We start from the raw sequence: 12,741 nt of genomic DNA, 5'->3' as shown, positions 1-12,741 counted from the left end.
CCGAGGCCGTGGCACATCAGCGTGGCGGAGTGTGCCGTGCCGGTGCCGATCACGGCCTGGAGGTCCGTACGGGCACCTCGGTGCGGGATGGCACCGGGGAGGGCACCTGGCCGACGGCGAGTTCGTCTCCACCCGCACCCTGGTCTGGTGCGTGGGCGTACGCCCCGCCCCGCTCGTGGCCGGCCTCGGCCTGCCGACCGACAGGGGACGGCTGCGCGTGGACGAGTACCTGACCGTGCCCGGCCACTGCGAGGTCTTCGCGCGCGGTGACGCCGCTGCCGTGCCCGATCCCGCCCGGCCCGGAGAGCTCACGCCGATGACGCTCAGCACGCCGTCCGTCAGGGCAGGACCGCCGCGCACAACGTCGCCGCCTCCTGCGGCCACGGCGACCGCCGCCCCGGAACCATTGCATGATGGACGGGCAGGACCGTCAGCAGCTCCTGCCCGAATATCAAGCGGAAGTCGGCCGGCCATGAGTCAGCATGTTCACGTCCGCTTCACCCACGGCCTGGCCGTGTCCGAGGACGGCGATCTGATCGAGCAGTCCGCTGCCGGTGCGGCGCCACCTGGACCGGGACGTTCCAGGCAGCGGAGGGCGATCCCGAGCGTTGACTCTCCGAGGCGGGCATCCGTACCCGGGAGGAGGCGGCCATGAGTGCCGGACTGCTGGACCGGCTGCCCGTGGAACAACGAGACCGCCTGCGGTGCCCGCCACCGGACGGGCACGCGGTGGACCGGCCGATGCTGGCCGTGCTCAGCGACCGGCGGACCTTCGACGGCGGCTGGCTCTTCGAACGCAAACTGGACGGCGAACGTGCCCTCGGACTGCGCGGCCATGACCGCGTTCAGCTCCTCTCCCGCAATGGCCTGCCCCTCAATGCCACTTACCCCGAGCTCGCGGCCGCCCTGGCGGAGCAGGAGTGCTCCGACTTCACCGTGGACGGCGAGATCGTCGCACTCCGTGACGGCCGCACCGACTTCTCCCTCCTGCAACGAAGGATGCAGCTCACCGACCCGCGAACGGCCCTGGCCAGCGGGGTCCCCGTCGTCTACTTCCTGTTCGACCTGCTCCGGCTGGACGGCTGCGACACCACCCGGCTGCCGCTGCGCACCCGGAAACAGCTGCTGCGCAGCGCCTTCGAGTTCCGCGGACCGCTGCGCTTCACGCCGCACCGCAACCATGGCGGGCAGGAGCTACTGGACCAGGCGTGCGCCCGCGGCTGGGAGGGGCTGGTCGCCAAGCGCGCCGACTCGGTCTACGTCGCCAGACGGTCGTCCGACTGGCTCAAGCTCAAGTGTGCCGCCGGGCAGGAGTTCGTCATCGGCGGCTTCACCGAGCCAACCGGCAGCCGGGCCGGCTTCGGCGCGCTGCTGCTGGGCTACTACGACGGCGGGCGCCTGCGCTACGCAGGCAAGGTCGGTACCGGCTTCGACCGGTCCACCCTGCTCGATCTGCGCCGCCGCCTGGAGGCTCTGCGGCAGTCGCGTTCCCCGTTCGAGGCGGGGCCCGAGATACGGGAACGGGGCGCGCACTGGGTGCGTCCGGAGCTGGTCGCCCAGATCGGCTTCACCGAGTGGACCCGAGACGGCAGGCTGCGGCACCCCCGCTTTCTCGGCCTCCGATTCGACAAGAAGCCCACCGACGTGGTGCGCGAGGTGCCCGCCTCCGGCTGACGGCCGAGAGGGACGATCGACGACACAGCGACCCAGGAGTCGCGCGCGAAGAGGCTGTCCCACGACGTCTACGCGCCGTCCAACGTATCCGGTGCACCGCACAACGCAACACACCGCACAACGGAGGTGAAAGGCGATCACCGCACCCGTTCGCCGGGCACGAGAGACCGGAACCACGATGGCGCGACCGATCGAAGGACCTCAGGGCCCGTGTGCCCTCGTCCATGGCCCCGTTGCTGCCCCTAGGGACCGTGGTCCGCGGTTTCTTCGGAGACGTCAGAGGAGCTGGTCGAAGACGGCCCGGACCTCGTTCCAGTGGCGGGTCTGCGGATTCTTCAGATCCGGGTGGAGAATCTTGAACGTCTGGGCGAGGGCCAGGCTCAGCCCGCCGATGATCTCCGGGTACGCCGCCTCCGTCTCCTCGTCGGGCGCGCGGTCCAGGAGGGGATGCGTGGCGAGCTGATCGAGGATCGGCTTCAGCTCGATCTCGTGGTCGAGCTTCCTGAAGCCGTGGATGCTTTCCTGCAATCCCTTGGTGATCGGCAGATCGTGCTTCTGTACGACGTCCCGGCCGTTCGCCTTGGCAGTCGCCTGGGCGACGAGCAGGAGATCGTAGAGCTTGGCGTCGACGAACTCGCCGTAGCGCTTGAGATCGTTCTTGTCGACATCGAGTCCAGCCGCCATGCGGAAGAACCTCTCGAACCGGGACACGGACATCACAGGCATGACTCGAACCTCCACGATCGGAACGGCGCCGGATGCGGCGCTCCCCCTCCTCACCAGCCTCGCCGATGGGGCACGGCGCAATATGCCCATGTGGTGACGAAAGGACCCCGTCGATCTGTGCTGCCGGGGTGAGACTCAGCTCGCGCTTCTCGTCCCGGATTCCGCCCGGCGCTTGCGCAGCGCTCTCAGCAGCCTCAGCCGGAACCGTCCGATGAGCGGCGCGCGACGGCCCAGGTCCTCGCTGTCCTCGCGGTCGAAGGCGTGGGCGTAGCGCTTGGCGTCCTCCGCGGACGCGTACTGCTTGGAGCCGTGGGCCCCGCAGCCCCGGCCGCACCGCCAGGTCATCGTCTCCGCTTCACTGGTGAAGCGGTATCGATGCCCCGATAAGGCGACAGCGCACTATTCGCTCCCATTCCGTTAGGGGGGTGGAGGCCTCCTCGCCGTTGACCGCGCCCGGTGGAGCGCGCAGCCCCCGGCGTCAGTCCCCGGGCCGGCCGGGCGGGAGCTTTAGCCGGGCGAATCGTCGGGATGCGTCGCGCGCCGCCAGACCCACACGGACACCGTGGCCACCAGGATCAGGCAGATCAGGATGAGCAGCTCGATCCCCTGGGAGCTCCATGTGAAGGACTTGTCCGGCTCGGCGGTCACGATCAGCACCTTCCGGATGCCCGCGATCACGCCCACGACGAGGAAGGGCTCGGCATCCAGGGGCCGGTTCCTGATGGTGAGGCGAACAGTGTGGAGCAGCTCGGCCACGATGAAGAGCACCAGACTGTTGTCGAGCGCGGTACCGCCGTGTCAAAAGCGCCCCGTGCCGATGTGCCGCAGTGGTGGAGCTATTGTTCAGCCGCTGCGATCTTGACCGTCGGTGCGGTGCCGCCGGAACGGCGCCAGATGTAAATGGCCAGCGCCATGACGAGAATCAGCCCGATCAGGATCAGAAGCTCAACACCCTGCACATTCCACTGGAACGACTCGTCGGCCTCGGCGGTGACAATGAGCACCTTACGAACCCCCGCGATCATACCGACCACGAGGAACGGCTCGGCGTCCAGCGTGCGGTTTCTGATGGTGAGCCGCACGGTGTGCAGAAGTTCGGCCACAATGAACAGGATCAAGCTGTTGTCCAACGCGGACAGCACCACCACTTCCTCGCGGTACGGGCCCTGGATCGCTTGTACGACATCGCCCACCACCCCGATCGTGAGCAGGATCGAAAGCAGCACGAGAAGCGCCGCGACGATCAGGTGAATGCCGTCCTCAGCGTTCTTCAGAAGATTTTGGACGCGTTTTTCGAAGGTGCGGGCGAACTCTGACACACACGCAATCTATGCCCCCGCGTCGATCGCTCCGCATTGCCGGCCCGTCACGGCGAGCCGTCAATGACCGGACGGCCACCGGCCTCACGGGGACGGGCCACCGGCCTCACGGCGGGCCCCGGGTCAGCTCGTTCCGGCCGCGCCGCCGGGGCTCCCGAGGTAATGGTGGGCCAGGTGGATGGCCATCGCTCCCTCGCCGACGGCCGAGGCGACCCGTTTCACCGATCCGCTGCGGACGTCGCCCGCCGCGAACACCCCTGGCAGGCTGGTCTCCAGAGGCAGGCAGCCCCGGCCACGGGATTCCCACACCCCCGGGACCGCGCACGCCTCCGCCTCGCGGCCGGTGAGGACGAAACCCCGGCTGTCCAGGGCCGGCCCACCCACGAGCCAGGCCGTGCAGGGCTGTGCCCCGATGAAGACGAAGAGGGCGCGGGCGTCCAGCGAACGGCGTTCCCCCGTACGGTTGTCCTCCACCACGAGCGCCTCGAGCGTCTCCTTGCCGATGACCTCACGGACCTCGGTGTTGAGCAACACCCGGACACCCGGATGGCGTTCGACCTGGTCGACCAGGTATCGCGACATGTTCGCCCCGAGGTCGTCGCCCCGGACGACCAGATACACGCGGGGCGAGTAGTCCGAGAGGAAGAGGACGGCCTGGCCGGCCGAGTTGCCGCCCCCCACGACGGCGACCGGGTCCATGCGGCACTCCAGGGCCTCGTAGACGGTCGCAGCGTAGTAGACGCCGGTTCCTTCCAGGCGTTCGATCCCCGGGACGGGGAGCCTGCCGTAGCGGGCACCGGTGGCGAGGATGACGCTGTGCCCGGCGGCCTGGCTGCCGTCGGCGAAGGTGACCCGGTAGTGGCCGTCGTGGCTCTCCAGCGCGGTCGCGTCCGCCGGGACGGTGATCCGTGCGCCGAACTTGTGCGCCTGGATCACGGCGCGGTCGGCGAGTTCGGCTCCGGAGATCCCCGAGGGGAACCCCAGGTAGTTCTCGATCCGGGAGGACGTGCCCGCCTGGCCGCCGGTGGCGATCGCGTCGACGACGGTGGTGTCCAGCCCCTCCGACGCCCCGTAGACGGCGGCCGCCAGCCCCGCGGGCCCCGAGCCGATGATGAGCAGGTCTCCGACACTCTCGTCGAACGCGGGGGTGGGCAGGCCGATGAGCCGGGCGAGTTCGGCGTTGCTGGGATTGCGCAGCAGCTGCTCCTCACGCCAGATGACGATCGGGGTCTCCTCCGGGGTGATGCCGAAGCGGCGCAGCAGCGCCTCGGCCTCCCGGTCGGTCTCCAGGTCGACCCAGCGGTGCGGGAGCCGGTTGCGGGCGGCGAACTCCCGGAGCCTGCGGGTGTCGGGCGAGTAGCGCGATCCGAGGATGCGGAAGCCCGCGCCCTGGCCGACGAGCAGGCTCCGGCGGGCCAGATAGGCGCGGAGAATGACATCGCCGATGACGGGATCTTCGACCACGAGCCGCCGGAGCCGGTCGACCGGGACGGCCAGCACCTCTCCGGAGTCACGTACCCGTGCGGTGGAGAAGGCCGCCTGCCCCTGCAGGAGTCCGAGTTCGCCGAGGAAGCGGCCGGGCCCGTGCACCCTGATGATGTGCTCGTCGGGAGTGCCGTAGGAGTCCAGGATGACGACGGAGCCACTGAGGATGACCAGGAACTCCCCGCAGGGCCGGCCCTCTTGGAACAGGACCTCACCGGCCTCAACGGGGCGCCGCTCCCCGTGCCGGGCGAGGAATTCGATCTGTTCGGGCGTCAGCCGGGGGAAGGCCCCGTGGAGATCGGGGGTCTCGAAGGGTACGGCCTCGGGTTCCGGGGCGGTGTCGTGATCCGTCATCAGACCAGCGCCTCATGGACGAAGCACCACCGCCAGTCCTCTCCCGGTTCCATGGAGGCCACGATGGGGTGGGCCACAGTTCCGGCGTGGGCGCGGGCGTGCTTGAGGGGCGAGGAGTCGCAGCAGCCGACGTGGCCGCAGGTGAGGCAGACCCGCAGATGCACCCACGGGGAGCCGATGCGCAGACATTCCTCGCAGCCCTCGGGGGTACGAGGGGTGACCGGGCGCACCATGGCCAGATGCGGGTCGGCGTGGGTTGCCATGGTCATCCTCCTTTCGCGATGGTGCGGCCGGCTGTGGCCTCTTCGACCCAGGAGCGCAGCGCGGGGGCGGGTGCGGCGCCGGTCTTCCGGTCGGCCACGACCCCCTTGTCCATGATCAGCAGGGTGGGGACGGCCTGGATCTGGAACCGCTGCGAAAGATGGGGGTTCTGATCGATGTCGACCTTGACGAGCTTGATCGTGCCTGCGAGGTCCTTGGCGACCTGTTCGAGTGCCGGGCTGACCATCCGGCAGGGGGCGCACCAGGTGGCCCAGAAGTCGACGAGTACGTACGGTGTGGCCTTCTCCGCGATCTCGGCGAAGCTGTCGTCGCCCGCGTCCACGATCCAGGGCAGAGGCGCGCCGCAGTTGCCGCACTTGGGCAGGCCCTCCCCCGCCGCGGGCACACGGTTCTTTCGCCCGCACTTCTCGCACGCGACGATCTTGCTCTCCATCCTTCTCACGCGGCCTTTCCGACCTGGGTCTGCTGCTGGGGCTGTTCGTAGGTGACCACCAGCTCGCCGTGCTGGTCGTCCACACGGATCGTCGAGCCGTCCTCGACCTCGCCGCGCAGCAGCATCCGGCCGACCATGGTCTCGATCTCATGGGAGATGTAGCGGCGCAGTGGCCGGGCTCCGTAGACGGGGTCGAAACCCTGCTTGGCGATGTGCTGACGGGCCGCGTCGGTGAGTTCGACCGTGATGCGGCGATCCGCGAGCCGCTCGCGCAACTCATTGAACTGGAGCTCCACGATCCGCTCGATCTGGACCTCGCCGAGGGGCTTGAACAGCACGATGTCGTCCACCCGGTTGAGGAACTCGGGGCGGAAGTGCCCGCGCAGTTCGCCCATCACCAGAGCGCGGGCGTCCGGCTTGATCTCCCCTTCGGCGGTGACGCCGTCGAGAAGGTGCTCGGAGCCGATATTGGACGTCATGATGATCACGGTGTTGCGGAAGTCGACGGTGCGGCCCTGAGCATCGGTGATCCGGCCGTCATCGAGGATCTGCAGCAGGGTGTTGAAGACATCGGTGTGCGCCTTCTCGATCTCGTCGAACAGCACAACGGAGTACGGCTTGCGGCGTACGGCCTCGGTGAGCTGGCCGCCTTCCTCGTAGCCGACGTATCCGGGCGGTGCGCCCATGAGCCGGCTGACGGTGTGCCGCTCCTGGTACTCGCTCATGTCGAGGCGGACCATGTTCTCCTCGGAGTCGAACAGGGCCCGGGCGAGGGTCTTGGCCAGCTCGGTCTTCCCGACGCCGGTAGGGCCTAGGAAGATGAACGAGCCGATGGGGCGGCGAGGGTCGCGGATGCCGGAGCGGGCGCGGATGATGGCGTCGGCGACGAGCTTGACGGCCTCGTCCTGGCCGATGACGCGCTCGCGCAGGATCTCGTCGAGGCGCAGGAGTTTTTCGCGTTCGCCCTCCTGGAGGCGGGTGACGGGGATGCCGGTCCATGCGGCGACGATGTCGGCGATCTCCTCCTCGGTGACGACCTCGCGCAGCAGCCGGTTCTGCCCTTGTTTGGCGGCCAGTTGATCCTCCTCTGCGGCGAGTCGGCGCTCCAGGTCCTGGAGGCGGCCGTAGCGGAGTTCGGCGGCGCGGTTGAGGTCGTAGGCGCGTTCGGCCTCCTCCGCCTCGTGGCGGACCTGCTCCAGTTCCTGGCGCAGTTCCTGGACGCGGCGGATGGCCTGGCGTTCGGCGTCCCACTGGGCGTGTTTGGCGTCGGCCTCGCCGCGCAGGTCGGCCAGTTCCTTGCGCAGTTCCTCCAGGCGGGCTTTGCTGGCGGGGTCGGTCTCCTTGGACAGGGCGGCTTCCTCGATCTCCAGGCGGGTGACGCGGCGGGTGATCTCGTCGAGTTCGGCGGGCATGGAGTCGATCTCGGTACGCAGCCGGGCGCAGGCTTCGTCGACGAGGTCGATGGCCTTGTCGGGCAGGAACCGATCGGTGATGTAGCGGTGGCTGAGGGTGGCCGCGGAGACCAGCGCGGTGTCCTGGATCTTCACGCCGTGGAAGACCTCCAGACGCTCGCGCAGTCCGCGCAGGATGGAGATGGTGTCCTCCACGCTCGGCTCGTCGACCAGCACCTGCTGGAAGCGGCGTTCGAGGGCGGCGTCCTTCTCGATGTGCTTGCGGTACTCGTCGAGGGTGGTCGCGCCGATCATGTGCAGTTCGCCGCGGGCGAGCATCGGCTTGAGCATGTTGCCCGCGTCCATGGCCCCTTCGGCGGCGCCCGCGCCGACGACGGTGTGCAGCTCGTCGACGAAGAGCAGGATGCGCCCCTGGGCGGCCTTGACCTCGCTGAGCACCGCCTTGAGGCGTTCCTCGAACTCACCGCGGTACTTGGCTCCGGCGACGAGTGAGCCCATGTCGAGGGCGAACACCGTCTTGTCCCGGAGCCCTTCGGGTACGTCGCCACGCACGATGCGCTGGGCGAGGCCTTCGACGATGGCGGTCTTGCCGACGCCGGGGTCGCCGATGAGCACCGGGTTGTTCTTCGTCTTGCGGCTGAGGATCTGGGTGACACGGCGGATCTCGGCATCACGGCCGATGACCGGGTCGAGCTTGCCGTCGCGGGCCTCGGCGACCAGATCGCGGCCGTACTTCTCCAGGGCCTCGTATGCCACCTCGGGGTTGGCCGAGGTGACCCGCTGGTTGCCCCGGACCTGGGTGAGGGCGTTCAGGAACGCCTCCTTGGTGACGCCGTGCTCCTTCAGCACCCGCCCCGCGGCCGTGGACGACCCCTCGTCCGCCAGGGCGAGCACCAGGTGCTCCACCGACACGTACTCGTCCTTGAGCCGCTTCGCCTCCTTCTCGGCCGTGTCCAGCAGCTGCGCCAGACGCTGAGTGACGAACACCTGCCCGGGAGAGGCCCCGGGACCGGTGACCTTCGGCTTACGGGCCAGCTCGGCCTCGAGTGCGGTGCGCAGCGCGCCGGTGTCGGCACCCGTCTGTTCGAACAGCCGCGGTACCAGCCCCTCCTCCTGGTCGACGAGGGCCAGCAACAGATGCTCTCCGTCGACCTCGGTCTGCCCGCGCCGTACGGCGGTGGTCTGGGCGTTCTGCAGGGCTTCCTGCGACTTCTGGGTGAGGCGGTTCATATCCATGGAAGTTGATCACTCCTCGTGCCGCTGCGCCGCAGCGCGGCTTCGAGCAGGCTGATGCGCTCGAGCAGGTCGAGCACCAGGCCGATGGAGGCATAGTTGAGGTTGAGTCCGGTACGGAGCCGCTGGATACGGGCGAGGGTCGCCGGTGCGGACGGCGGGAACACCAACTGCCCCGAGGCGTCGCGATGGGCGTCGACCAGGCCGAGCGCGACGAGCCGGCGGATCAGTTCGGGGTGGAGCCCGGAGCGGCGTGCGACGCCGTCCAGGCCGAGCGCCGGGACGGGCACCATGGCGTAACGGACGACCGTCGTGTTCCGGGCCGCTGCGGAGTTACGCGGCGGATGATGGGTGCTCATCGTTGCTTCCTCGGGTCGAAGGAGGAGGTGGCGGCGAGCTCCTCGAAGAGCTCCCGCTCGCGGTCGGTGAGCTGGGGCGGCACCATGATGCGGAGCTCCGCGTACAGGTCGCCGTCGGCGCCACGGGGGTTCGGCAAGCCCTCACCGCGCAGCCGGAGGCGGCGGCCGCTGGAGGAGCCCGCGGGGACGGTGACCTTCGCGGTGCCGCCGGGGGTGGGGACGGGGACCGTGGCGCCGAGCGCGGCCTCCCAAGGGGCGACGGGAAGCCGGACGTTGACGTCCCGGCCCTCGAGCCGGAACTGCGGGTGGGGCTGGATCCGTACGCGCAGATACAGGTCGCCGCGCGGGGCTTCGCCGCTGCCATGGCCGCCCTGCCCCGACAGACGGATGCGCTGCCCGTCGACGACACCGCGGGGGACGTTGACATCGAAGGTGCGCTGTCCCCCGGGACCGGCGAGGGTGATGCTGCGCTTGCCTCCGCGATAGGCGTCCTCGACGGTGAGGGGGAGTTCGGCCTCCTGGTCGGCGCCGGGGACGGGGCCGCGGGCACCGCCGGCTCCGAAGAGCCCGCCGAACAGGTCCTCGAAGTCGATGCCGCCTCCGGCGTCGCCGCCCCGGACGTACCGGACGCGGGGTCCGCCTTCTCCGCCGGCCGCACCTCCCCAGCCGCCGAATCCGGCGCCCGCGCCGGCGGCCACCCGTTCGTCGTAGTCCTCGGGGATCTGCCGGAAGTCCTCGCCGAAGCGGTCGTAGCGGGCACGGGTCTCGGGGTCGGAGAGCACGGAGTACGCCTCGTTGAGGTCCTTGAAGCGCTCCTCGGCCCCGGGGTCCTTGTTCACATCGGGGTGGTACTTACGGGCCAGCGTGCGGAAGGCCTGCTGGATCTCGTCCTGGCTCGCGCCCCGCGACACTCCCAACACCTCGTAGTAGTCCCGTGCCATGGACGTTCACTCCCGCCGTTTGCCCACGGTCACCGCGACGGGCCGCAACTGGCGTTCCGCCTCCCCGTATCCGGGGCGCATGACCTTCGCGACCGTCCCGGGCTCGACGTCCGGGTCGTCCACCACGCCGACCACCTCATGCCGGGAGGGGTCGAAGGGCACACCCGTCTCGGCATGCCGCTCGTACCCCAGCCGCCCGAGGATGGCCACGGCCTGGTCGTGGACGGCCTTTATGCCCTCCACGATGGCTCCGGGATCGGAGTCGGCGTGGGACAGGGCCAGTTCGAGGCCGTCCACGATGGGCAGCAGCGCGGCGGCGGTGCGGGCCCGCTCCGAGGCCCGCTCCCGGTCGAGTTCCCTGGCGTGGCGCTTGCGCAGATTCTCGATGTCGGCGAGGGCACGCCGCCAGCGGTCCTGGAGCTCGTCCAGGGCCGCCGCGTGGTCGTCCGTGGCCGGGGGCTCAGGCCCGGTGGACGCCGCCTCCGCCGTAGCCGCCTGCTGTTCCTGCTGCGGCGAGGCGCCGGCGCCCTCCGGCTCGGGGTACTGGGGGTGGGTGGTCACGGGACCGCCTCAGCTCTTGTCGAACTCGGCGTCGACGACATCCTCGTCGTCGGAGCCGCCCGCGCTCGTGGGGCCGGCCTCCCCCGCGACGGGTCCGTCGGCCGAGGTTCCGCCCCGCTGGGCCGCGGCCAGCCCGGCGTAGATCTGCTGGAGCTCGGACGTGAGCGGCCGGACCTTGTCGGGTCCCGCTTCGTCCTTGACCAACTGGCGGGCTTCGGTGATCAGCAACTCGGCACGGGAGCGCTCGTGCGACGGCGCGGCTTCGCCGAGTTCGTCCAGCCGACGCTCGACCTGGTACGCGACGGCGTCCAGCTCGTTGCGGGCGTCCACCGCCTCACGCAGTGCCTGGTCCTCACCACGGTTGCGCTCGGCCTCCGCGACCATCCGCTCGACCTCGGCGGGGTCGAGGTTCGAGCCCTCGGAGATGGTGATGCCCTGCTCCTTGCCGGTGTCCTTGTCGCGTGCGGTGACATTGAGAATGCCGTTGGCGTCGATGTCGAAGATGACCTCGACCTGCGGTTCGCCACGGGGGGCGGGGCGGATGTCGGTCAGCTGGAAGCGGCCGAGGACGCGGTTGTCCGCGGCACGCTCACGCTCGCCCTGGAGGACGACGACATCGACGGCGGGCTGATTGTCCTCTGCGGTGGTGAAGGTCTCGCTGCGGCGGACGGGAATGGTCGTATTGCGCTCGATGATCTTCGTCATCAGACCGCCCCGGGTCTCCACACCCAGCGACAGCGGCGTGACGTCGAGCAGCAGAACGTCCTTGACCTCGCCCTTGAGCACCCCGGCCTGGATCCCGGCGCCCATGGCCACGACCTCGTCGGGGTTGACACTCATATTGGGGTCCTTGCCGCCGGTGAGCTTGCGGACGAGGTTCTGCACGGCGGGGATCCGGGTGGAACCGCCGACGAGGATGACCTCGTCGATATCGTTCTCGCTGACCTTGGCGTCGCCCATCGCCTGCTTCACCGGGTCCATGGTCCGTTCGACGAGATCGGCGGTGATCTGCTCGAACGTGGACCGCATGACCGACATGGTCAGATGCTTGGGCCCGGAGGCGTCGGCGGTGATGAACGGCAGGCTGACCTGCGTCTGCGTCACCGAGCTCAGTTCGACCTTGGCCTTCTCCGCGGCCTCGAAGAGCCGCTGCAGCGCCTGTGGGTCATTGCGCAGGTCGATACCGTTCTCCTGCTTGAAGTTGTCGGCCAGATGGTCGACGAGCCGGCGGTCGAAATCGTCACCGCCGAGGTGGCTGTCGCCCGCGGTGGAGCGCACCTCGACCACGCCGTCACCGACGTCCAGGATGCTCACGTCGAAGGTGCCGCCGCCGAGGTCGAATACGAGCACGGTCTCGTGCCCCTTCTTGTCCATCCCGTAGGCCAGCGCCGCCGCGGTGGGCTCGTTGATGATCCTGAGCACTTCGAGCCCGGCGATACGCCCGGCGTCCTTGGTCGCGGTGCGCTGGGCGTCGTTGAAGTACGCGGGCACGGTGATGACCGCTTCCGTCACGCGCTCGCCGAGCTGCTTGCCCGCGTCGTCGGCGAGCTTGCGCAGGATCTGTGCGCTGATCTCCTCCGGCGAGTACAGCTTGTCGCCCACCTTGAACCGCGCGACACCGCCCTCGCCCTCGACCACGTCGAACGAGACAGCCTTGGCCTCGTCGGAGATCTCGTCGTAGTGCCGGCCGATGAACCGCTTGGCCGAGTAGATGGTGCCCTTGGGGTTGAGGATGGCCTGGCGGCGGGCCAGCTGCCCCACCAGGCGTTCCCCGCTGTCGGTGAAGGCGACGACGGAGGGGGTCGTGCGGGTCCCCTCGGCATTCGGTATGACCGTGGGTTCACCGCCCTCCCATACGGCGATCACCGAGTTGGTGGTGCCAAGGTCGATTCCGACTGCCTTGCCCATGGAGAACTCCTTCCCGGGCTGCCGCCCGGCATCTGCCGATGCCGGGCGGCAACG

General features: G+C 69.4%; 12 protein-coding genes and 2 pseudogenes. 2 read left to right on the top strand and 12 right to left on the bottom strand.

Features of this window, described 5'->3' with window-relative positions:
* Nucleotides 1–53: 53 nt before the first annotated feature.
* Together OG735_RS03370 and ligD are read left to right on the top strand one after the other, a co-directional pair.
* Nucleotides 54–399 (top strand): annotated as a pseudogene (locus OG735_RS03370) (FAD-dependent oxidoreductase); the annotation flags it as partial.
* Nucleotides 400–651: 252 nt separating this feature from the next.
* Entirely contained in the window at nt 652–1,674 is a 1,023-nt protein-coding gene (ligD, locus tag OG735_RS03365; RefSeq protein ID WP_327321621.1) for a non-homologous end-joining DNA ligase, read from the top strand.
* Nucleotides 1,675–1,950: 276 nt separating this feature from the next.
* On the opposite strand, the gene OG735_RS03360 is transcribed toward ligD, so the two are convergent.
* The 12 genes and pseudogenes from OG735_RS03360 to dnaK all read right to left on the bottom strand — a co-directional run bounded on the left by OG735_RS03360 (nt 1,951) and on the right by dnaK (nt 12,687).
* Nucleotides 1,951–2,400 carry a DUF1931 family protein gene (locus OG735_RS03360; RefSeq protein WP_326647862.1) on the bottom strand — a complete coding sequence of 150 codons (450 nt, stop codon included), beginning with the start codon at nt 2,398–2,400 and terminating at the stop codon, nt 1,951–1,953.
* A gap of 135 nt (nt 2,401–2,535) precedes the next feature.
* Nucleotides 2,536–2,745, bottom strand: coding sequence for a hypothetical protein (locus OG735_RS03355; RefSeq protein WP_327321620.1), 210 nt, complete (start codon nt 2,743–2,745; stop codon nt 2,536–2,538).
* A 162-nt stretch (nt 2,746–2,907) separates the two neighbouring features.
* Nucleotides 2,908–3,174: pseudogene (locus OG735_RS03350) on the bottom strand (phosphate-starvation-inducible PsiE family protein); the annotation flags it as partial.
* Between the two features lie 62 nt (nt 3,175–3,236).
* Nucleotides 3,237–3,719, bottom strand: coding sequence for a phosphate-starvation-inducible PsiE family protein (locus OG735_RS03345; RefSeq protein ID WP_327321619.1), 483 nt, complete (start codon nt 3,717–3,719; stop codon nt 3,237–3,239).
* Nucleotides 3,720–3,842: 123 nt separating this feature from the next.
* Entirely contained in the window at nt 3,843–5,558 is a 1,716-nt protein-coding gene (locus OG735_RS03340) for an FAD-dependent oxidoreductase (RefSeq protein WP_327321618.1), read from the bottom strand.
* Entirely contained in the window at nt 5,558–5,821 is a 264-nt protein-coding gene (locus OG735_RS03335) for a UBP-type zinc finger domain-containing protein (protein WP_327321617.1), read from the bottom strand. The genes OG735_RS03340 and OG735_RS03335 overlap by 1 nt, the downstream gene beginning before the upstream one ends.
* Before the next feature lie 2 nt (nt 5,822–5,823).
* Nucleotides 5,824–6,273 (bottom strand): thioredoxin, encoded by a 450-nt coding sequence (gene trxA / locus OG735_RS03330; RefSeq protein ID WP_327321616.1) that lies wholly within the window; start codon nt 6,271–6,273, stop codon nt 5,824–5,826.
* A gap of 5 nt (nt 6,274–6,278) precedes the next feature.
* Nucleotides 6,279–8,921 carry an ATP-dependent chaperone ClpB gene (clpB, locus tag OG735_RS03325; protein ID WP_327321615.1) on the bottom strand — a complete coding sequence of 881 codons (2,643 nt, stop codon included), beginning with the start codon at nt 8,919–8,921 and terminating at the stop codon, nt 6,279–6,281.
* Entirely contained in the window at nt 8,912–9,277 is a 366-nt protein-coding gene (locus OG735_RS03320) for a chaperone modulator CbpM (protein ID WP_327321614.1), read from the bottom strand. Before OG735_RS03320 ends, clpB begins: the two co-directional genes overlap by 10 nt.
* Nucleotides 9,274–10,218: a DnaJ C-terminal domain-containing protein gene (locus tag OG735_RS03315; RefSeq protein WP_327321613.1), complete on the bottom strand. Its 945-nt coding sequence runs from the start codon at nt 10,216–10,218 to the stop codon at nt 9,274–9,276. The genes OG735_RS03320 and OG735_RS03315 overlap by 4 nt, the downstream gene beginning before the upstream one ends.
* A 6-nt stretch (nt 10,219–10,224) precedes the next feature.
* On the bottom strand, nt 10,225–10,779 hold the full coding sequence (locus tag OG735_RS03310) for a nucleotide exchange factor GrpE (protein WP_327321612.1): 555 nt from the start codon (nt 10,777–10,779) through the stop codon (nt 10,225–10,227).
* A gap of 9 nt (nt 10,780–10,788) precedes the next feature.
* Nucleotides 10,789–12,687, bottom strand: a complete 1,899-nt coding sequence (dnaK, locus tag OG735_RS03305; RefSeq protein ID WP_327321611.1) for a molecular chaperone DnaK — start codon at nt 12,685–12,687, stop codon at nt 10,789–10,791.
* Nucleotides 12,688–12,741: the final 54 nt, after the last annotated feature.

It is taken from the genome of Streptomyces sp. NBC_01210 (assembly GCF_036010325.1).
Lineage (GTDB): Bacteria > Actinomycetota > Actinomycetes > Streptomycetales > Streptomycetaceae > Streptomyces.
The sequence above is the reverse complement of the archived record's forward strand: the minus strand, read 5'-3'. Positions and strand labels throughout refer to the sequence as shown.